Source organism: Tropicimonas sp. IMCC34043, assembly GCF_003390845.1.
Taxonomy (GTDB): domain Bacteria; phylum Pseudomonadota; class Alphaproteobacteria; order Rhodobacterales; family Rhodobacteraceae; genus Tropicimonas.
In genome coordinates, this window is record NZ_QMEK01000001.1 from 1,612,894 (window position 1) to 1,631,228 (window position 18,335).

Genomic DNA, 18,335 nt, shown 5'->3' on the forward strand with positions numbered 1-18,335 from the left:
GGCGCCGGAACGGGCCCGTGATCATTGTTCCTTGAGGGTCATCAGAAACGCGACGACGTCCTCGATCTGTTCGGGCGTCAGCAGCGGGGTGATGTCCTCGGGTGCAATCGGCTTGCTGGTGAAACCGATCCCCGGGCGGATGAAACCGGTGACCTTGTAGAACGAGGGCATCATCGAACCGTCGAACGTCATCTTGGCGTTGGTCACGATCCCGCGCAGCTGCGCCTCGGAGTACCGATCCGCCGCACCGTCAAGCGCAGGCCCGATATTGCCCGGAAACTGCACGTCGGGCAGGGTCGAGACCGCGTGGCACGACACGCAATTTCCGACCGATTTCTCGGCGTAGATCTCCGCCCCTGCCACCGGGTCGCCCGGCATTCCGGTCAGCGAGGCCGCAACCGCTCCGTCCTCGAAAACCACGTCGCCCGGGGCGACGGGGCTTGCCGAAACTCCTGTTCCAGCAAATCCAGTTGCCAGAATGCATGCGGCCGCTGCCGCTGTCATTGCGCGCTTCATTAGTCCTCCCGTGGCGTCACCGTTTGGCGATGGCTGCGATCGTTTCTTCGTCGCTCCGCATACCGTAGCGCACCGACTTCGGATCGCGCAACAACAAATTCGCTTTCTTGAATTCTCCGCACTGCAGCAAGATCCGCAACGCTGTATGGCCGGTCCCGCGACAGGGCTCACTCGGTGGTGTCCTGCTGCCGCTCGGTAATCATGCGGGCATGATAACGCTGGAAATCCTCGTCGGAATCATAGCCATGCTCTCTCACCCAGACCAGAAGGTCATAGGTCGTGCTGGGCCCGAAGGCCCCTGGCATGCTGACGACGGCTGCGCGGTTGGCAGCGACATCCTCGGGGACCTCTTCGGGCAAAAACAGCATCAGCGGGGTGAACATCAGCCCCCATTTCTTTGCCATGTCCGATTCGGTCAGCACCTCGCCGTCGAAATCGGTCACTTCCGTCGCGCCGTGCATGTTCAGCTGCACCACGAAGTAGTTGTCGGTGATGTACTGGGCCACCTCGGGCTTCGAGAACGTGTTCTCGTGCATCTCCTTGCAATAGATGCAGCCGCGCTGTTCGAAGATCACCATCAGCCGCTTGCCCTCGGCATTGGCCTCGGCCAGATCCTCGCGCATGTCCTTGAAGGTGTCGCGCATCCAGGGCTCCTTGTGCAGCCCGTCGTCGCCGATCACCGCCGCCAGCGCCATCGGCACCGCGACCATCAGCACCGCAAGCGCGGCCAGAAGTCTCTTCAGCATCTTGGTGTTCCTCCCCAGGAATTCGCCGGCTCAGCCGCGGGCCGGCATGAAGTTCAGCATCCATTCAGCGATCAGGTTGACCGAGTTCGTCCCGATCATGATCCCGAACACGATCAGCAGCACGCCCATGATTTTTTCAACCATAGGAAGGTGTTTTCGAAAATTCTTCATCCACCGCATGAAGGGTCCGATGAAGGCCGCCGCCAGAACGAACGGCAGGGTCATGCCCAACCCATAGACAAACAGCAGCATCGCGCCGCGCATCGCCCCCTGCGCCTCGGTCGCCGCGGTGAACAGAATCGCCGCCAGCACCGGGCCGACGCAGGGCGTCCAGCCAAAGGCGAACGCGAGCCCGATCACATAGGCACCGACAAAGGACATGTTCGTGGTCTGCCCCGCCTCGGCGCGGAACTGGCGATAGAGGAATCCGATGCGGATCACGCCAAGGAAATGCAGCCCCATGAGGATGATGACCCCGGCCGCAACGATCCGCAGGATGTCCATGTACTGGACCACCAGCTGCCCGAAGGCCGAGGCCGAGGCGCCGAGCGCCATGAAGATCGTCAGGATCCCGGCCGAGAAGAACAGCGCCGAGATCACCGCACGCCGGCGCACGCCCGGCGGCACCACGCCGTCCGCCGTAATCTGGTTCATCCCGACGCCGGCGAGATAGGACAGATAGAAGGGCACGATCGGCAGGATGCACGGCGACAGAAACGACAACAGTCCCGCCACCGCAGCCCCCACCCAGGAAACTTCGAGCACCAATCCCCTCCCTTGTCCTATTCACACATTCAGATTATGTTGGGCGGGAACACCCCGTCAATCGGTCCCGCATGCGCGCTGCAATTCTTTTCCTCCGGGCCGCCCTTGTGGCCCTTGCCTCGCTGGTCCCGATCGGGCCGGCGGCTGCGGCAGGCATCGAACTCGTCATGGTCGAACAGACGGGATGCCAGTATTGCGCCCGCTGGAACGCCGAAATCGCCCCGATCTATGACAAGACGCCCGAGGGCGCCTTTGCACCGCTCCGCCGGGTCGACCTGCGGGGACCGGACCTCGACGGTCTGGGACTGGACCGGCGCGTGATCTTCACGCCGACCTTCGTGCTGCTCGACACAGGCGGCCACGAACTCGCCCGGCTCGAAGGCTATCCGGGCGAGGATTTCTTCTGGGGCCTGCTCGAAAAGATGCTCGTCGAGCACACCGACTACAGCGCGCCGCAGGAAACCGGCGGCTGAGAACCGGACCATAGGCCCAAGGTTGGCCGCTTTCTTGGCCATTCTTGCCAATATGGCCCACGAACGGTCCCAGATGACCGGGAAACTGACCGAGGCCGCTTGAGATTGCCGCCTCTGGATGCAACCTTGTAGGCTGCATCAGAAAAAAAGGTGAAGGATCGGATGGCACTGCCCGCTATCGACGACAATACGACCGAGGCCGAGATCGACCGCATTGTCGCCAAGGCGACGCAGGCCTCGAACTTCCTGAAAGCCATCAGCCACGAAGGTCGGCTGATGATCCTCTGTTATCTGGTCACCGGTGAGAAATCGGTGACCGAGCTGGAGAACCTTCTGTCCGCCCGGCAGGCGGCGGTGTCGCAGCAATTGTCGCGTCTGCGGCTCGAAGGGCTGGTTCAACCGCGTCGCGAGGGCAAGACGATCTACTACAGCTTGACCGACGACCGGCCGCGCAAGATACTCGAAGCTGTGTACGACCTGTTCTGCAGGGACGACGCCGCCTGAACTGATGGCGCTCAGAGCCCGGGTCAACGGGCCGCCGCCAGACCGGCCCTGCGCCGGGAACTTGGGCCGGGAGGATAAGGGATGGGCGCGGAACTGAGCCCTGGCGTACTCGTCGCCGGCTTTGGTTTTCTCGGCGGCGTGGGACTGGGCCTCGCGGCCCGTATCGGCAGATTCTGCACCCTTGGCGCAATCGAGGACCTGTTCTACGGCAGTTCCGACATCCGCGTGCGGATGTGGGCAATTGCGCTTGGCACCGCGATCCTTGGCAGTTTCGGGCTGACCGCCGCCGGCCTCTTCGATCCCGAACAAAGCTTCTACCTCGCCGGAGGCTTCAACCCGGTCGCCCACGCCTTTGGCGGGCTGCTGTTCGGCTATGGCATGGCGCTGGCCGGCAATTGCGGCTACGGCGTGCTGGCCCGCGTCGGCGGCGGCGATCTGCGGGCCTTCGTCATGGTCCTCGTGATGGCGATTTCGGCCTATCTGGTGATCTCGGGGCCACTCGCGCCGCTGCGCGTCGCGCTGTTTCCCCAAGGCGTGCTGTCCACCGGACGGCCGGCAGGATTTGCCCATCTCCTTTCCGATCTGAGCGGCGTCGCCCCCGCGGCCCTCGGCATGGCGATCGGCACGCTTGTCCTCGGCGCGGCGCTCGCCCCGGCGCGGATGCGCGCCGACCGCAAGTCTGTCGTCTGGGCGGTGGTTGTCGGCCTCGCGATCACCTCGGGCTGGGCCGGCAGCGCCTTTGTCGCCGATCAGAGCCTTGGCGCGGTCCGGGTCGAAAGCCACACCTTCTCGGCCCCGCTCGGCGATGCGGTGCTCTATCTCATGCTGTCCTCGGGCCTCACGCTTGGCTTCGGCGTCGGATCGGTCGCGGGCGTGCTGGTCGGCGCCGCCCTCGGCAGCGCCGTCAAGGGACAGTTCCGGTGGGAGGCCTGCGAGGACCCGCGCGAGTTGCGCCGCCAGATCGGCGGCGCCGCCGCCATGGGTGCGGGCGGCGCCATCGCCTTCGGCTGCTCGGTCGGCCAGGGGCTTTCGGCGTTCTCGCTGCTGGCCTTCTCGGCACCGCTCACGCTCGCCGCCATCGTTGCCGGCGCTTGGCTGGGCCTGCGCCAGCTGATCAGCGGCTTCGCCCCGTCCTGACCACCCCCATCCCTCCTGACCACCCCCCTCCCGAGCGGCCAGCGGTTCTCCACACACCCAAATTTCTTCTGTTCTGAAATATCCCGGGGGAAGCCGCCGGACCATGGCCCGGCGGCGCGGGGGCAGCGCCCCCGTCCCGGCCCTGCCAATCCCGCGACCGGCTCTCAGTAGGGGCCGCGGATCTTGTCCTTCACCTCGGCCTGATAGAACGCCGCCAATGCCTCGTGGAGCTCGGCCGGCAGCGGCGCAAAGTCGGTGACGCCGGTGTTGCGCACGATCTGGTCCGGCGCGCTGGCGCCCGGAATGATCGTCGAGACCGCCGGATGATCGAGGATCCAGCGTTGCGCCATCTTGGCCAGCGTCATCCCCTCGGGCAGCATCCCCTTCAGCTCCTCGACCAGTGCCAGCCCGGTTTCGAACGGCAGCCCGGCGAAGGTCTCGCCGACGTTAAAGGCCGCACCATCGCGGTTGTAATTGCGATGGTCATCCGCCGCGAACGTCGTCTGCGGCGTGAACTTGCCGCTCAGCATGCCGCTTGCCAGCGGCAGGCGGACAATGATGCCGACGCCCTTCTGCTGCGCCTGCGGGAACAGCTCGGTCACGAGCTTTTGCCGGAACAGGTTGAAGATCACCTGCAGCGACTGCAACCCCTCCTCGGCAAGGCAGATCAGCCCTTCTTCCACTGTCTCGACGCTCGCCCCGAAATGCCGGATCGCCCCCTCGTCCTGCAGACGCCGCAACCAGTCGAAGATCGAACCGTCGCGCATCACCTCGGTCGGGATGCAATGCAGCTGCACGAGGTCCAGCGCCTCGACCCCGAGCCGCTCGCGCGAGGCCTCGACGCCGCGGCGCAGCGCCTCTTCGGTGTAGCCGTCAGGATAGACGTCGGGTCCGCGGCCGAACTTCGTCGCGACCCGGATCGGCGGGCCGTCGTGGTGTTTCAGGAACTGGCCGATCAGGTCCTCGCTGCGCCCGGCGCCATAGACGTCGGCGGTGTCGAAGAAACTGACGCCATGAGAGGCGGCAGTGGTCAGGATCTCCATCCCGATCTCGCGCGAGACCCCCGAGCCCCAGTCGGCACCGAGCTGCCAGCAGCCCAGGCCCACCTCGCTCACGTCAAATCCGTTCGCTCCAAGCTGTCTCGTCTTCATCGGATGCCTCGCTGCGTTGTTCTGAAAGACCCGGGACCTGCCCGCGACGGGGCCGGGGAGACCCGGAGTGGCCATGAAATGTCGGCCCCGTTATCTGCCCGCACGGAGGGGGGGTCAAACCCATTGGGGGCGACAGATCGCGCAGGCGAAAAACGGCGGCCCGAGGGCCGCCGCATCAACGTCTCGCATTACAGGAACTCGGGCAAGCCCCAGCCTCAGTCCAGTTTTTTCCGGGCGGCATAGAGGGCTGCCACCGCACAGGACACCAGCCGCGACTTGTCGTCGTCGGCCCGGCTGGTCAGGATCACCGGGCATTTCGCGCCGATCACGATGCCGCCGGCTTCGGCATGGGCGATGAAGGTCAGTTCCTTGGCCAGCATGTTCGCCGATTCCATGTTCGGCGCGATCAGGATCTCGGCCTGGCCGGCGACCAGCGACCGGATGCCCTTGGTCCGCGCCGCTTCGATGTTGATGGCGTTGTCCATGGCCAGCGGCCCGTCGACCAGTGCGCCCTTGATCTGGCCGCGCTCGGCCATCTTCGACAGCGCCGCAGCATCGAGGGTCGAGGGGATCCTCGGGTTCACGGTTTCCACGGCCGAGAGGATCCCGACCTTCGGTTCGGACATCCCCAGCGTGTGGGCCAGATCGATCGCGTTCTGGGTGATGTCGACCTTGGTCTCGAGATCGGGGGCAATGTTGATCGCGGCGTCCGAGATCAGCAACAGATGGGTCAGCCCCGGCACGTCCATGACAAAGACATGGGACAGCCGCCGCCCGATCCGCAGCCCGCCCTCGCGCTTCACGACTTCGCTCAGCAGCGTGTCGGTGTGCAGGTTGCCCTTCATCAGGGCGCCGGCGCGGCCTTCGTTCACGAACTTGACGCCAAGGCCCGCGGCAAGCTTGTTGCTCGGTTCGTCGTGGATCTCGAAGGCCGAGATATCGCGGCCGATCTTCTCGGCTGCCGCACGGATCTTGGCCGCGTTGCCGATCAGGATCGGCTCGATCAGGGTATGGTCATAACCCAGAAGCGCGCCGAGCAGCGAATCCTCGGTCTCGGGCGCCACCACGGCCGTGCGCATCGGCGGCAGCGGCTCGGCCTCGGCCAGCAGCTTGTCGAAATGAACATGCCTCTGCACGATCAGGCCGGGAATGTCGTCGACATTGTAGTCCATCTTGGACGTCGGTGCGAAGACATCGGCGGAACCGTCGGCCAGCTTCTTGCCGTCGACCGTGTCGACCCTGCAGGAAAACCGGGCGATCTTGCCCTCGAGCTTTTCGACCAGCTTGACCTTGATGATCAACTCGTCGCCAGCGAAAGCGCGTTCGTAGAAGTTCATGCAATGCGATTTATAGAGCGTGCCGGGCCCCGGCAGCTTGTTGCCGAGGGCCGAGGAAATCAGGGTCGCAACCCACATCGCCGGCGCAACCGGTTCCGTCAAAGGCGCACCTTCGACTTCCTTGAAGCGCGGAAAGTGCTTGGGGTTCATGTTGCCGGTGATGTTGGCGAAGACAAAGAAATCGTCGGCGCGGCAGACGCGCCGGACTTCTGCCTCCATCCCGACTTCGAGCTCGTCCCAGGTGGTGTTGGTCAGGGTCGTCGTCATCGTTTCATCCTTGCCCGGGTCATGACACCGCGCGCGAGGAGAGACCCGGTCACCCGCCCCGCTTGTCCGTCGTCTCCCCGCCTATGCCTGTTGCATGACCGGGCGGTGAAGACAAACCCCGTTGGTGCCGCAGAGCAGCATTGCACTGGCCGTTTCGCCCCAAGGGCGATTATGCCGCGGCGTCATGCAGATCTTCGCGACGCCCTGAACCGGTGAAATCCTGTCGGGTGAACCGCAGTCGTCCCCGGTGCCGGCGCAGGGCTGCGGCCGCGCCGGCCGCGGCCTCAGGCCACCCGCCGCCCGGCAACCCAGACCCCGCGCACCGCTCCGGTGCCGGCCACACGCTGCACCCGGATCAGATCGGCCCGCGCCCCGATCTGCAGCCGCCCGCGGTCCGGCAAGCCGGCCGCATCGGCCGGCGCGGCCGTGACACAGGCGATCCCGCGCGCCGGATCGCCCCACAGATCCCCCAGCATCAAAGCCCCCGACAGCAGCGCCGAGGGCACGTAATCCGAGCTGAGGATGTCGAGCAGACCGGCGTCGGCCAGATCCCGCGCCGCAACATTGCCCGAATGGCTGCCGCCCCGGATCAGGTTCGGCGCCCCCATCATCACCGCGATTCCGGTGTCGTGGCAGGCGGCTGCGGCCTCGATGGTGGTCGGAAACTCGGCCAGGCGCACGCCATGGCCCTGCGAGGCCACCACCTGTCCGGCTGTCGTGTCGTCGTGGCTGGCCAGCACCGCGCCAAAGCGCTGCGCCTCGGCCAACGCCGTCGCCTCGTGCCGGTCGCCATGGCGCGCCCGCAGCGCGCGCAACTCGGCGACGTGGATGTCGAACTCCGCATCCGAAAAGCCATACTTGCCCTGCACGTACTGGCGCAGCTTGCCGATGTCGCGGAACTGGCGGGCGCCGGGGGTGTGGTCCATCAGGCTGACAATCCGCACCCGGTCCTCGGGGCCAAAGGCCGCCATCTCGGCCGCCAGCGTCTCGGAACAGATCTCGGCCCGCAGGTGCAGATAGTGGCTGATCCGAAGCACCCCGAGGTCGAGCAACTGCAGCAGTTCGCTGGCAAGCTGGCGCGCATAGGGTTCGTATTGCCGCTTCCCGGAGGGGATCGAGCCCACCCGCATGGCGTCGAAGACGGTGGTAATGCCGGTGCTGGCAAGCTCGCCGTCATGGGCAAGGATCGCCGTGGCATGGGGCCAGTCGACATTCGGCCGCGGCCGGATGTGGCGTTCGAGGTTGTCGGTGTGCAGCTCGATCAGACCCGGCATCACCATGTCGCCGCCGCAATCGATGGCGCCGGCGGGCACACCGGCTCCGGTGTCGATCGCCGCGATCCGCCCTGCGACGACGCGCAGCGCGCCGGTCACCACTTCGCCCGGAAGCACCAGCGTCGCATTGCCAAGGATGACATCGCAAGTCATTGGCATGGCGTCTTCTTCCCTCGCGGCGCGGGTAGGTTTGTGCTAGGGGGGAAGCTCTCTGGAGGGACGACATGGACGGATTCACGCGCTATGCGCTGTTTTATGCCCCGCCACCGGGGCCGCTTGCGGAGTTCTGTGCCGCCTGGCTCGGCTGGGACCCGCGACAGGGTCGCAAAGTCGCCCACCCTGCCCTGCCCGGCCTGCCGATGCCCGCCGCCGAGATCACCGAGACCCCGCACAAGTACGGGTTTCACGCCACGCTGAAGCCGCCGTTCCGGCTGGCCGAGGGGTTCGACGTGGCCGAGCTGCACAATGCCGCCGAGGCGCTGGCCGCCACGCTGCCGGCGGTTCTGATCGACGGTCTGCGGCTTGGCTCGATCGAGGGGTTTCTGGCGCTGCTGCCCGAGGGCGAGGCGACGGGACTGGCGCTGCTGGCGGCACGGATCGTCGAAGCGCTCGACGTGTTCCGCGCCCAGCCCGAGGAAGACGAACTGGCGCGGCGCAGGGCGGGAGGATTGAGCTCGCGCCAGGAGGCGTTGCTGCAGCGCTGGGGCTATCCCTATGTGATGGAGGAGTTCCGGTTCCACATGACGCTGTCGGGCCGGCTGCCGGCGACCGAGATCGAGGCGGTCAAGGCCTGCCTTGGTCCGGTGCTGGAGCCGCTGCTGCCGCGGCCGTTCCGGATCCGCGAGTTCTGCCTGTTCGGCGAGGGGCAGGATGGGCGGTTCCATAACCTGCATCGCTACACGCTTTCAGGCTGAAGCGCCGCCAGGAACTTGGCCACCGCATCCTCCAGCCGGCCGTCGTTCTCGACCACGCGGATCGACGGGCCATAGGGGATCTCATAGGCGGCGCGGGCCAGCCGTTCGGCAATCTCCGCCCAGCTCTCGCCGCCGCGTGCCGCGAGCCGCGAGGCCAGCACCGGCAGCGAGGCGGTGACATGGACGACCGCGAGGCCCGGGAACACCTCCCAGGCCTGGCCGACGACCCCGCGCGAGGCACTGAACAATACGTCGCGCCCCTCGGCGATGGCCTTGTCGATGTTCGCCGGGATGCCGAATTTGACTCCGTCGGTCTCCCAGTCGAGGACGAAGGCGCCGGCCTGCTTGCGCCGCAGGAATTCCTCGGTATCGACGCTGTCGAAAACCTCGCCATTGGCATCGGGGGGGCGGGTGATCACCCGCTCGACAATGCTGATGTCATGGCGCCTGCGCAGCGCCTCGGTCATCAGCGTGAACTTGCCCGCGCCCGTGGGACCAACCACGGCAAAGACCCGCCCGGCCATCTCTCAGCCCGCCCGCCGGGCAGGTTTGGGCAGCATCCATTCCCGCACAACCTGCATCGTCACAACCACCCCCGCCATTTGAAATAGAGGAATGTCAGCCCCGCCGATGCCGCCATCAGCGCAAGCGACAGGAAAAAACCGAATTCGTTCTGGATCTCGGGCATCCAGACAAAGTTCATGCCCCAGATCGACGAGATCAGCGTCGCGGGCGCGAACAACGCGACCATGGCCGACAGCATCGAAACCGCCTTGTTCTGCTCGAGCCCGATCAGACCCAAGGTTGCATCGGTCACAAACGACACCCGGGCCGACAGATGATCGCCATGGACCACGAGCGACAGCACATCGCGCGCCTGACCGCGGGCCAGCCGCTTGACGTCCTTGCCGGTCTCTTTCTCGGCCGGGAACTGGTCGATATAGTTCAGCGCCCGTTCCATCGTCAGCAGCGACAGCCGTACCTTGCCGATCCGTTCGCCCTGCAGACCCGCAGATTCGAGCGAGCGCTGCAGCACGTTGATCCGGTTGAGCCGCCCGCCGCCGAAGACCTCGCCCGATATCTCGTCAAGGCGGCGGCCGATCTCTTCCAGCGCATCGGCCAGATGATCGACGATGTCCTCGACAAGCCCCATCGCCACCCGTCCCGGCGTATCGCAACCGACCCCGGCGCGGCCGCCGTTGGCGACAAAGCGGCGGAAGGGCTCGGGTTCGTGATAGCGCACGGTGACAAGCCGTTCAGGGGCGAGCACAAAGCAGATCGGGCGCGACATCTTGCGACCCTCGGGCGTCATTCCGGGCAGCACGACGGTGATATAGTCGACATCGCCTTCGCGGTAGAGCCGGCTCGAGAGCTGGATTTCCTCCATGTCCTCAAGCGTCGGCACATCGATTCCAAGCGCCTTCACCCGGGCAATCTGTGCCGGCTGCGGTCCATAGAGATCGATCCAGATCGCCTCGTCCAAGGCGTCATCCTGCGGCGCCATCTGCCGCAATCCCCGATCCGTGTTCCGATAGGCGTAAAGCATTGTGTCAGGTCCGCAGGACGAATTTTGCCGCCCCCTTGGGTAGCGCCATGAAGCGGCCGATCCAAGGCCCGACAGTCACAAAGACGCGCCGCGACCGACGCCCCTGCCTGCGAGGTTGCCGGATCGCCTCGCTCTGCCTGCCGCGACAGCGCTTGCCGGACCCATGCAGCCCGTCCCGTCGCTGCCACGGATGCGCGGGGGCCGCCGAACCGGAAAAGAGCCGCTCAGACCGCCCTAAACCGCCCGCAGCCGCGATCAGCGTGGATCACCCCTGACCACGGCCCGCCAAGGGATGGGCGCGCCAGGCTGCAAGCCAGGCCGCGTCGATGGCATCGAGGGCTGCCGTGTCGAACCCTGCGGCCTGTTTCCAGTAGCGCCCGGAGGCGACGAAATACCCCAGCCGCCGTTCCAGCGACAGGGGCCGCCCGGCCAATGCATCCGCCGCGCCATCGACGGTGCGGCGGCAAAGCACCGGCAGATCGCCAAGCCCCGTGCGGGCAAAGACCAGCCGGCTTTCCGCGGCCGCCGACAAGTTGACGCAAACACAGCCCCGCCGCGCCGCCAGCAGGGCAAGGCGCGCCGACTTCGCCGGAAGCGACCGCAGGGTCGGGTCGCGGCGCAAAGGGTCGGGCGCGCCGGTACCATAGAAATGCGTCGGTCCGGTCGCCGGATAGACCATGTCGCAGCCGACAAAGGCCATGACCCGCGGCCGCAGCGCGTCCAGCGCCCAATAGCCCGCGGTAAAGGCCATGGTGCCGCCAGCATAGACGAAGCCGCCAAAGCGGTTCTGGGCCGGAACATAGCTGCGATAATCGACGATCTGCTGACCCGGCGACAGCGCCTGCGGGCGACGGTCCTCGGGAAAGTCCTCGGGATGGATCAGATGGGTCCAGTCCGGGCGCACCCGCCAGGCGTTGTTGATCGCCACCCGCGCATCGAACGCCGCCGCCGGCCAGGCTCGTGCTGCCACAGCATCGGGGCCACTGCCCAGAATCAGAACGATGCGTGCCATGGCGCCCTCAAGCCTGCCCTCGCCGCCCGACCGCGCGGCATTCGTCCGGGCCGCGAAGGGCGGCAAGGCCCCGTTTCAATCGATGTGTCAGTCGATAAAGATCGCCGGGTCCCGGGCGTCGATCCCCTCGCGAACCTCGAAGTGCAGGAAGGGTGTCGGCGCATTTCGCACCGAAGCAATCGGCTGGCCACGGCTGACCGTCTGGCCTTTCTGGACCTTCAGATCGTCGACATTGGCATAGACGGTCAGAAGCCCGCCGTCGTGGCGCAGCACGAGGATCGGGACCTGATCGGTGTCGCGGGTGATAGCGGCCACCACGCCGCCGTCGGCTGCGACCACCGTGGTCCCGGCCGGAACCGCAATGTCGATCCCGTCGTTCTTGCCGCCAAAATCGCGGATCACGGTGCCCTGCACCGGGGTCGTCATGCGCGATTTCGAGGCCGCGGTGCGTTCCTTGGCCAGATCGGGCGAAGGCGGCGTGCCGGGGACTGCCCCGGCTTCGGTCTTGGACACGGGCTGGGTCTTTTCGGCGGGCAACGGGGTCGCGGCGCTGGGCGGTGTCGGCGTCGGGCTGCCGACCCCGGGGGCCGTCGTCGTGTTCGCCGAAGGTGCCGGCGACACCACCACCGGGATCAGCAGGTACTGGCCCGAGCGCACTTCCATGTTCGGGCCAAGCCCGTTCCATTCGGCCAGCGATTTGGTCGAAACGCCATAGAGCCGCGCAATCGAATAGGCGGTCTCGCCCGCGACGACCTTGTGGCGCAGAGGCTCGCTGCCGGAACTCGCGCTGGTCGTCGTCCCGGATGTCTTGACCGCCGGCGCGGCGCGCGCAATCGCGCCGCTGGCAAGGGTTTCCACGTCGACCCGGTCGGTGCTTGTGGCGCTGGTCTGGCCTGCGGTCGCGGACACCCGCCGCGGCAGCACCAGAACCTCGCCAGCGTTCAGCGGCGCATTGACCGGCAGGCCGTTGTAACGCGCCAGTTCTTCAGACGACAGACCGAGACGGACGGCGATAGTGCCGACGGTATCGCCATCGCGCGCCACCACGGCCTGATAGGTCGGATACGAAATGACACCGCGGTTGTCCGGGGTCGGACGTGGAGCAGTCTGGGCCTGCGCCGCCGTGGTGGTGTCAAATCCCTTGCCGAGATCCCGCATGTCGAGGTCGATCGGCCCGTTGGTACAGGCAGCCAGCGCCAGAACTCCGGCGCTCATGAAAAAATAGGCGCGCATCGGCTCGTACTCCTCAATCGCGGGGCCCTCTTGCCGGGGCCTGCGGGCAAATCACCCCGGAAGCGGCACAAAAGCTGCCGTCCGGGACATCTCATTCCCGCCCCAGCCCTTCGAGCAATGGCACGAAGCGCACCGGGCAGAGTTCATCATAGTCGAATCCATGGTCGGTCCGCCGCACACGGATCAATGTCTGTACCGCATCTGACTGGCCAACGGGCAGCACCATGATACCGCCGATCCTGAGCTGGGCCAAGAGCGGGCCGGGCGGATCCTCGGCCGCTGCCGTCACGAGGATCCGGTCGAAGGGCGCGTGATCGGGCAGCCCGTGGCTGCCGTCGGCGGTGAAGGTGATGATGTTGGTCAGCCCCAGCCGGTCGAACATCGCCTGGGCCTGGGCGACGAGGCTGCGAAAGCGGTCGGTGGTATAGACGCGGCGGCACAGGTGGCTGAGGATGGCCGCCTGATAGCCCGATCCGGTGCCGATCTCGAGCACCTTGTCGCGCGGCCCGACCTCCAGCGCCTGGGTCATCAACGCCACAATCGAGGGCTGGCTGATGGTCTGGCCGCAGGCGATGGGAAGCGGGCGATCCTCATAGGCGCGTTCGGCGAAGAGGCCCTGCACGAACAGCCCGCGGTCCACCGCCTCCATCGCCTCGAGAACGCGTTTTTCGGTCACACCCTTCGTCCGGATGGTGAAGAGCAGCTGCATCTTCTGCTCGGCCGTCCAGGTCATTCCAATGCTGCTCTCAACATCTCGACACGATCATGGGCGGTCAGGTCGGCGCGCATCGGCGTGACCGAGACATAGCCGTCGAGGTTGGCCTCGACATCGGTGCCGGGGCCGGAGCGCACGTTCTGCGCACCGCTGCGAACCCACAGGAATCGCCGCCCCGAGGGCGCTTGCGTCGGTTCGACCGACATCCGCACACCGGGCCGCACGCCCTGCGTCACGGCGCGGACGCCGCGCACCTTGCTGGCCGGCACGGGCGGGAAGTTCACGTTATAGAACAGATTGTAGCCACCGTCGCTGTCCCAGGCGGCATGATCGAGAAGGCGGCGGACCAGATCGGCGCCCGTGGCGGCGGCGGCCTCGAACGGATCATCGAGCCCAACGTTGCCGGGGCCGAAATACTGCGACAGCGCAATCGCCGGCACACCCTGCAATGCGGCTTCCATCGCCCCGCCGATGGTGCCCGAATAAACGGTGTTTTCGCCCGAGTTGTTGCCGCGATTGACCCCGGAGAGCACCAGATCTGGAACGTCCCCCTTCAGGACATAGTAGATCCCCGCCATCACGCAGTCGGCGGGGCTGCCTTCGGCGGCAAAGCGGCGTTCGCCGAGCTGGGCGATCATGGTCGGGTGAACATAGCTGACGCAATGGCCAACGCCCGATTGTTCGAATGCCGGGGCGACGGTCCAGACCTCGCCTTCGGGGCCGGCAATCTGCTCGGCGATGGATTGCAAGATCTCCAGGCCCGGCGCGTTGATCCCGTCGTCGTTGGTAATGAGAATACGCATCTTCCGCCCCGCTAAGTCACGCCCTGCTTAGACCGCGCCCCTTGCGGGGGCAAGAACTCCGGCTCTCGAAGATGTGGTTTGACGGCAACGGCCGCGAGGTCAGTCCCGCGGAGCGGCAAGTTCGGCTGCCAGCCGCGTCCCCTCCTGCCACAGATCGGTCAGTTGCGAGCGGTCCTCGCCGGGGAAGAACCTGGCCCGCAATGCTGTCGGCACAGGCTGCGGCGCAAGGATACGCACCTCGGGGCCGATCTTCTGCGTCTCGGCCGCCCAGGACCGCACCAGCGCCATCTGCGCCGCCTTGGTCGCGCCATAGCAGCCGAAATACGCCCGCCCCGCCCGGTCGTCGTCCAGAAACACTGCCCGGCCCTTGCGAGCCTGCAGCAGCGGCTCGACATAGCCGATCAGCCGGCGCGTCGCCTCGATGTTGACCGCGACAGACGGATCCCAGTCCTTGGCATCGATCATCTGGGTCGGCGTCATGGGGGCGGCGTGGATCGCGCTGTGCACCCACAGGTCGACCCCGCCCCAGCGATCGTGGGTCGAAAGACACAGATGCTGCATCGCCCCGTCGTTGGTGACGTCGAGCGGCGCAAGCGTCGCCGAGCCGCCCCGCGCCTTGATCCGGTCGTCGAGGTCCTCCAGTCCACCCACGGTGCGGGCGACGGCAAGGATATGGTATTCGGGGGCAAGGGCCACGGCCATTGCGGCGCCAAGGCCGCGGCTTGCGCCGGTCACGAGGGCAATTCTGGTCATTCCCGGCCTTTCGCCCGGCGCGCCGGCAAGGTCAAGAGAAAGCGTCGGGCAAATCGGTCGATCCGGCTGCGGCGGCTTGTCCGGCCCTTGGTGCCCTGCCCTGCCGGGGTCAGGACCCGGCGTCTCGCCGCCTCAACCCGCCGGCATCTCGAGCTTGCGGACACTCTTGCCCGTCTCGATGCTCAGGCTGTCCTTGTCTATGGCGACCACTGTGGCGCCCCCGAGCTTTGCCCCCAACGCAACCTTCTCGATCTTGCCGGTGGCATAGCGCACCAGGGCGCTACGGTCGGTGTCGGTGCCAAAGACACCGATGAGCGTAAGTTCGTGCAACGAAATCGCATCGGTCTGGGTGGCCTGCTGTTCGGCAAAGCTCTGACCCGTCATCCCCTGTTTGGGCATTCTGTTCCCCTGTTCAGGACCATCACGCAAGCCACCGCCACAGCGCCCCGGGGACGCATGCCGGCTGGCAACGAAACGGATAAAATGAGTCGTTCTCGGCCCGGAGCGCTCGGGCATCCCGCGCCGCCCCGACACCCGGACGCAGCTAGCAGGCATGCTGCATCCGCGAAAGCGGGTTGCACGCGGGGCAGGCGCAACAGCGCAGGGCGAAGGCCCAGAAAGCGGCGGAAAGGCGCCGCCGCCGGCAGGAGATTGCCGGATTTCCGTTTCGTGCGCTCACATCCCGTCACGTTCGCGACAACGCTGGCGCACGTCATGGCGGCGCCGACACACCGCCGGGACCCAGCAGATTCTCCAGCAAGGCAACGCTTGTCTTCCAGCTGATCGGCCCTGCGCCGGTCAGTCTGGCCGCGCGCCCCGGGTCCCTCAAGACCCGGGTGTGCAGTTCATTCCGCGGCAGTCTTGAGCTTGAACCCGCGCTGGATCATGTCGGCCGGCTCGACCGGATATTCGCCCGAGAAGCAGGCGTCGCAATATTGCGGCCGGTCCGGGTTGCGCCCCCCGGCCTCGCCCACCGCGCGATAGAGCCCGTCGAGCGAGATGAACTTCAGGCTGTTGACCGCAAGATGCTCGCGCATCTCTTCCTCGGTCATGGTGGCGGCCAGCAGTTTTTCGCGCTGGGGCGTGTCGACGCCGTAGAAACACGGCCAGGCGGTCGGCGGGCTGGCGATCCGGAAATGCACCTCGGCCGCGCCGGCATCGAGGATCATTTCCTTGATCTTGCGGCTGGTGGTGCCGCGTACCACGCTGTCATCGACGAGGATCACCCGCTTGCCGGAAATCAGCGCCCGGTTCACGTTCAGCTTCAGCCGCACGCCCATGTTGCGGATCTGCTCGGTCGGTTCGATGAAGGTGCGGCCCATGTACTGGTTGCGGATGATCCCCATGCCATAGGGAATACCGCTTTCATGGCTGAACCCGATGGCCGCGGGCGTCCCCGAATCCGGCACAGGGCAGACCAGATCGGCATCGACCGGCGCCTCGCGGGCCAGTTCGACCCCGATCTGACGCCGGGTCTCATAGACCGAGCGCCCACTCTGGATCGAATCGGGACGCGAGAAATAGACATGCTCGAAGATGCAGAACCGCGGCGGGCGCGGCTCGAACGGGTGATAGCTTTTGACCCCGCTGTCCGCCGAGATCACCACCATCTCGCCCGGCTCGATCTCGCGCACGAATTGCGCACCGACGATGTCGAGCGCACAGGTCTCGGAGCTGAGGATCCAGGCGTCGCCGAGCCGGCCCAGCACCAGCGGCCGCACGCCCAGCGGGTCGCGCACGCCGATCAGCTTGGTCCGCGTCATGGCGACGACCGAAAACGCCCCCTCGACCCGGCGCAGCGCGTCCTTCATCCGTTCCGGGATGTCGCGCTGCAGCGACCGGGCCATCAGATGGATGATGCATTCGCTGTCGGACGACGACTGGAAGATCGAGCCACGGTCGATCAACTCGCGGCGCAGCGCCTCGGCGTTGGTGATGTTGCCATTGTGGGCAATCGCCGCCCCGCCCATCGAGAACTCGCCGAAGAAGGGCTGCACATCGCGGATCTCGGTCCGGCCCTTGGATCCGGCGGTCGAATACCGCACGTGACCGATGGCAAGGCCGCCCGGCAGGGTCTCCATCAACCGGGTCGAGGTGAAATTGTCGCGCACATAGCCAAAGCGGCGGGCCGAGTGGAAACCGGTGCCAAAGTTGTGGGTGACGATCCCGCCCGCCTCCTGGCCGCGGTGTTGCAACGCGTGCAGCCCGAGCGCCACGAACTGCGCCGCATCGGCCACGCCGATCACGCCGTAGACGCCGCATTCCTCGCGCAACTTGTCGTCATCCCAGCGATCGAAGGGATGACGAGGGAACTCTGCCTCGGACTCAAGGCGATCAGTCGGCTGTGGTTCGGGCAGCACGGATGTCATTTGGCGGTGGGCTCCAAATCCGGACGGTGGCGCGTTCACTCTTTACGGCGTTGCGGCGCGGGTGTCATCCCTCTGTCACAGTGACGCAGGCAATCCATCACCCCGAAGTGAGCCACGGGGACCGTTCTGCCAGATTGCTGCCAAGCGACTGAGACTGCCCGGCAAAATGGCAATCGGACGCCCGAATCGTCAATTCCCGACGGTCGGCGGCGCGGTTATGATCACCGGAACCTCGGTCGTCGGGCCGCAGGAACGGTCGATCAGCGATTCGAATTCGCCGGTCAGCCACGACAATGCGGTCTCCTGATCGGCCAGCTTGCCGCCAAGGTTCTGCTTCATCGAATCGAAGACCCGGGCCGAGCGGCTGTCGTCGACCATCGCGATCCCGCTCTGGCCAATGGCGAAATCATAGATCACCAGCGCAATCACCACCAGCAGCATGCCGCGCAGCGCCCCGAAAAGAAAGCCAAGGCCCTGATCGATGGCATTCAGCGCCGACCGCTGCACCAGCGAGGAAAACAGCGGCGTGAACAGCGCGAAGACGATCAGTGCCAGGGCAAAGACCGCGGCAAAGGCCGCAATGGTCGAGGCCGTGCAGTTTTCGAGGAAGTCGCGCAGCAGCGGGATTTCACGCACCAGCGGTTCGGCCTGGGGCGCGAACATCCAGGCCAGCACGGCCGCCGCGACCCAGCCCGCGATTGCCAGGGCCTCGCGCACGAACCCGCGGGAATAGGCCAGGATGGCCGATATGATGATGACGACAGCGACGCCGCCGTCGACGATGGTGAAGCCGTTCATGGGTCTGCCCCTGCCCCCGCTC

At 66.2% G+C, this 18,335-nt stretch carries 20 protein-coding genes; 4 read left to right on the top strand and 16 right to left on the bottom strand.

Annotated elements, in window-relative coordinates; translation table 11 throughout:
• Nucleotides 1–21: 21 nt before the first annotated feature.
• From soxX to DQG17_RS07525, 3 genes are all read right to left on the bottom strand, one after another.
• Nucleotides 22–504, bottom strand: coding sequence for a sulfur oxidation c-type cytochrome SoxX (soxX, locus tag DQG17_RS07515; RefSeq protein WP_232829355.1), 483 nt, complete (start codon nt 502–504; stop codon nt 22–24).
• A 179-nt stretch (nt 505–683) separates the two neighbouring features.
• A complete protein-coding gene (locus tag DQG17_RS07520) occupies nt 684–1,259 on the bottom strand; it encodes a thioredoxin family protein (RefSeq protein ID WP_116132639.1) in 576 nt (191 codons plus the stop codon).
• 33 nt (nt 1,260–1,292) lie between these two features.
• Entirely contained in the window at nt 1,293–2,027 is a 735-nt protein-coding gene (locus DQG17_RS07525) for a cytochrome c biogenesis CcdA family protein (RefSeq protein WP_116132089.1), read from the bottom strand.
• A gap of 71 nt (nt 2,028–2,098) precedes the next feature.
• On the opposite strand from DQG17_RS07525, the gene DQG17_RS07530 reads away from it, so the two are divergent.
• The 3 genes from DQG17_RS07530 (at nt 2,099) to DQG17_RS07540 (ending at nt 4,141) form a co-directional block, all read left to right on the top strand.
• Nucleotides 2,099–2,500 carry a hypothetical protein gene (locus tag DQG17_RS07530; protein ID WP_232829356.1) on the top strand — a complete coding sequence of 134 codons (402 nt, stop codon included), beginning with the start codon at nt 2,099–2,101 and terminating at the stop codon, nt 2,498–2,500.
• A gap of 162 nt (nt 2,501–2,662) precedes the next feature.
• On the top strand, nt 2,663–3,004 hold the full coding sequence (locus tag DQG17_RS07535) for a helix-turn-helix transcriptional regulator (protein WP_116132090.1): 342 nt from the start codon (nt 2,663–2,665) through the stop codon (nt 3,002–3,004).
• An 81-nt stretch (nt 3,005–3,085) separates the two neighbouring features.
• Nucleotides 3,086–4,141: a YeeE/YedE family protein gene (locus DQG17_RS07540; protein ID WP_116132091.1), complete on the top strand. Its 1,056-nt coding sequence runs from the start codon at nt 3,086–3,088 to the stop codon at nt 4,139–4,141.
• A gap of 164 nt (nt 4,142–4,305) precedes the next feature.
• Here the strand turns inward: DQG17_RS07540 and DQG17_RS07545 are convergent, their stop codons facing one another.
• The 3 genes from DQG17_RS07545 to DQG17_RS07555 all read right to left on the bottom strand — a co-directional run bounded on the left by DQG17_RS07545 (nt 4,306) and on the right by DQG17_RS07555 (nt 8,323).
• On the bottom strand, nt 4,306–5,292 hold the full coding sequence (locus tag DQG17_RS07545; RefSeq protein ID WP_116132092.1) for an aldo/keto reductase: 987 nt from the start codon (nt 5,290–5,292) through the stop codon (nt 4,306–4,308).
• Nucleotides 5,293–5,507: 215 nt separating this feature from the next.
• Nucleotides 5,508–6,896 carry a bifunctional enoyl-CoA hydratase/phosphate acetyltransferase gene (locus DQG17_RS07550; RefSeq protein WP_116132093.1) on the bottom strand — a complete coding sequence of 463 codons (1,389 nt, stop codon included), beginning with the start codon at nt 6,894–6,896 and terminating at the stop codon, nt 5,508–5,510.
• A gap of 284 nt (nt 6,897–7,180) precedes the next feature.
• Nucleotides 7,181–8,323, bottom strand: coding sequence for an alpha-D-ribose 1-methylphosphonate 5-triphosphate diphosphatase (locus DQG17_RS07555; protein WP_116132094.1), 1,143 nt, complete (start codon nt 8,321–8,323; stop codon nt 7,181–7,183).
• 71 nt (nt 8,324–8,394) lie between these two features.
• Between DQG17_RS07555 and DQG17_RS07560 the strand changes: the two genes are divergently transcribed.
• The gene (locus DQG17_RS07560) at nt 8,395–9,084 is read left to right on the top strand and encodes a DUF1045 domain-containing protein (RefSeq protein WP_116132095.1); all 690 of its coding nucleotides are present in this window, start codon (nt 8,395–8,397) and stop codon (nt 9,082–9,084) included.
• On the opposite strand, the gene DQG17_RS07565 is transcribed toward DQG17_RS07560, so the two are convergent.
• The 10 genes from DQG17_RS07565 to DQG17_RS07610 all read right to left on the bottom strand — a co-directional run bounded on the left by DQG17_RS07565 (nt 9,066) and on the right by DQG17_RS07610 (nt 18,313).
• On the bottom strand, nt 9,066–9,608 hold the full coding sequence (locus DQG17_RS07565) for a phosphonate metabolism protein/1,5-bisphosphokinase (PRPP-forming) PhnN (protein WP_116132096.1): 543 nt from the start codon (nt 9,606–9,608) through the stop codon (nt 9,066–9,068). The genes DQG17_RS07560 and DQG17_RS07565 overlap by 19 nt on opposite strands.
• Before the next feature lie 59 nt (nt 9,609–9,667).
• Complete coding sequence (locus DQG17_RS07570; protein WP_157973551.1) at nt 9,668–10,588, bottom strand: CorA family divalent cation transporter; 921 nt, start codon at nt 10,586–10,588, stop codon at nt 9,668–9,670.
• A 307-nt stretch (nt 10,589–10,895) separates the two neighbouring features.
• Nucleotides 10,896–11,642 carry a hypothetical protein gene (locus tag DQG17_RS07575; RefSeq protein ID WP_116132641.1) on the bottom strand — a complete coding sequence of 249 codons (747 nt, stop codon included), beginning with the start codon at nt 11,640–11,642 and terminating at the stop codon, nt 10,896–10,898.
• Nucleotides 11,643–11,729: 87 nt separating this feature from the next.
• Complete coding sequence (locus DQG17_RS07580; RefSeq protein ID WP_232829357.1) at nt 11,730–12,875, bottom strand: LysM peptidoglycan-binding domain-containing protein; 1,146 nt, start codon at nt 12,873–12,875, stop codon at nt 11,730–11,732.
• A gap of 91 nt (nt 12,876–12,966) precedes the next feature.
• Complete coding sequence (locus DQG17_RS07585; RefSeq protein ID WP_116132098.1) at nt 12,967–13,608, bottom strand: protein-L-isoaspartate(D-aspartate) O-methyltransferase; 642 nt, start codon at nt 13,606–13,608, stop codon at nt 12,967–12,969.
• The gene (gene surE, locus DQG17_RS07590) at nt 13,605–14,393 is read right to left on the bottom strand and encodes a 5'/3'-nucleotidase SurE (protein WP_116132099.1); all 789 of its coding nucleotides are present in this window, start codon (nt 14,391–14,393) and stop codon (nt 13,605–13,607) included. The genes DQG17_RS07585 and surE overlap by 4 nt, the downstream gene beginning before the upstream one ends.
• A gap of 99 nt (nt 14,394–14,492) precedes the next feature.
• Nucleotides 14,493–15,146 (bottom strand): SDR family oxidoreductase, encoded by a 654-nt coding sequence (locus DQG17_RS07595; RefSeq protein WP_116132100.1) that lies wholly within the window; start codon nt 15,144–15,146, stop codon nt 14,493–14,495.
• 132 nt (nt 15,147–15,278) lie between these two features.
• Nucleotides 15,279–15,545: a hypothetical protein gene (locus DQG17_RS07600; protein WP_116132101.1), complete on the bottom strand. Its 267-nt coding sequence runs from the start codon at nt 15,543–15,545 to the stop codon at nt 15,279–15,281.
• 446 nt (nt 15,546–15,991) lie between these two features.
• Complete coding sequence (gene purF / locus DQG17_RS07605; RefSeq protein ID WP_116132102.1) at nt 15,992–17,515, bottom strand: amidophosphoribosyltransferase; 1,524 nt, start codon at nt 17,513–17,515, stop codon at nt 15,992–15,994.
• A gap of 189 nt (nt 17,516–17,704) precedes the next feature.
• Nucleotides 17,705–18,313, bottom strand: coding sequence for a CvpA family protein (locus tag DQG17_RS07610; RefSeq protein ID WP_116132103.1), 609 nt, complete (start codon nt 18,311–18,313; stop codon nt 17,705–17,707).
• Between the last annotated feature and the right edge of the window lie 22 nt (nt 18,314–18,335).

Bases quoted from the DNA above. Each gene is read 5' to 3' on its own strand.
- DQG17_RS07540 (WP_116132091.1), top strand. From the start codon at position 3,086: ATGGGCGCGGAACTGAGCCCTGGCGTACTCGTCGCCGGCTTTGGTTTT.
- DQG17_RS07610 (WP_116132103.1), bottom strand. From the start codon at position 18,313: ATGAACGGCTTCACCATCGTCGACGGCGGCGTCGCTGTCGTCATCATC.
- DQG17_RS07575 (WP_116132641.1), bottom strand. From the start codon at position 11,642: ATGGCACGCATCGTTCTGATTCTGGGCAGTGGCCCCGATGCTGTGGCA.
- DQG17_RS07585 (WP_116132098.1), bottom strand. From the start codon at position 13,608: ATGACCTGGACGGCCGAGCAGAAGATGCAGCTGCTCTTCACCATCCGG.
- DQG17_RS07545 (WP_116132092.1), bottom strand. From the start codon at position 5,292: ATGAAGACGAGACAGCTTGGAGCGAACGGATTTGACGTGAGCGAGGTG.
- DQG17_RS07550 (WP_116132093.1), bottom strand. From the start codon at position 6,896: ATGACGACGACCCTGACCAACACCACCTGGGACGAGCTCGAAGTCGGG.
- DQG17_RS07580 (WP_232829357.1), bottom strand. From the start codon at position 12,875: ATGCGCGCCTATTTTTTCATGAGCGCCGGAGTTCTGGCGCTGGCTGCC.
- surE (WP_116132099.1), bottom strand. From the start codon at position 14,393: ATGCGTATTCTCATTACCAACGACGACGGGATCAACGCGCCGGGCCTG.
- DQG17_RS07595 (WP_116132100.1), bottom strand. From the start codon at position 15,146: ATGACCAGAATTGCCCTCGTGACCGGCGCAAGCCGCGGCCTTGGCGCC.
- DQG17_RS07555 (WP_116132094.1), bottom strand. From the start codon at position 8,323: ATGACTTGCGATGTCATCCTTGGCAATGCGACGCTGGTGCTTCCGGGC.
- DQG17_RS07530 (WP_232829356.1), top strand. From the start codon at position 2,099: ATGCGCGCTGCAATTCTTTTCCTCCGGGCCGCCCTTGTGGCCCTTGCC.
- soxX (WP_232829355.1), bottom strand. From the start codon at position 504: ATGACAGCGGCAGCGGCCGCATGCATTCTGGCAACTGGATTTGCTGGA.
- DQG17_RS07535 (WP_116132090.1), top strand. From the start codon at position 2,663: ATGGCACTGCCCGCTATCGACGACAATACGACCGAGGCCGAGATCGAC.
- DQG17_RS07560 (WP_116132095.1), top strand. From the start codon at position 8,395: ATGGACGGATTCACGCGCTATGCGCTGTTTTATGCCCCGCCACCGGGG.
- DQG17_RS07565 (WP_116132096.1), bottom strand. From the start codon at position 9,608: ATGGCCGGGCGGGTCTTTGCCGTGGTTGGTCCCACGGGCGCGGGCAAG.
- DQG17_RS07600 (WP_116132101.1), bottom strand. From the start codon at position 15,545: ATGCCCAAACAGGGGATGACGGGTCAGAGCTTTGCCGAACAGCAGGCC.
- purF (WP_116132102.1), bottom strand. From the start codon at position 17,515: ATGACATCCGTGCTGCCCGAACCACAGCCGACTGATCGCCTTGAGTCC.
- DQG17_RS07570 (WP_157973551.1), bottom strand. From the start codon at position 10,588: ATGGCGCCGCAGGATGACGCCTTGGACGAGGCGATCTGGATCGATCTC.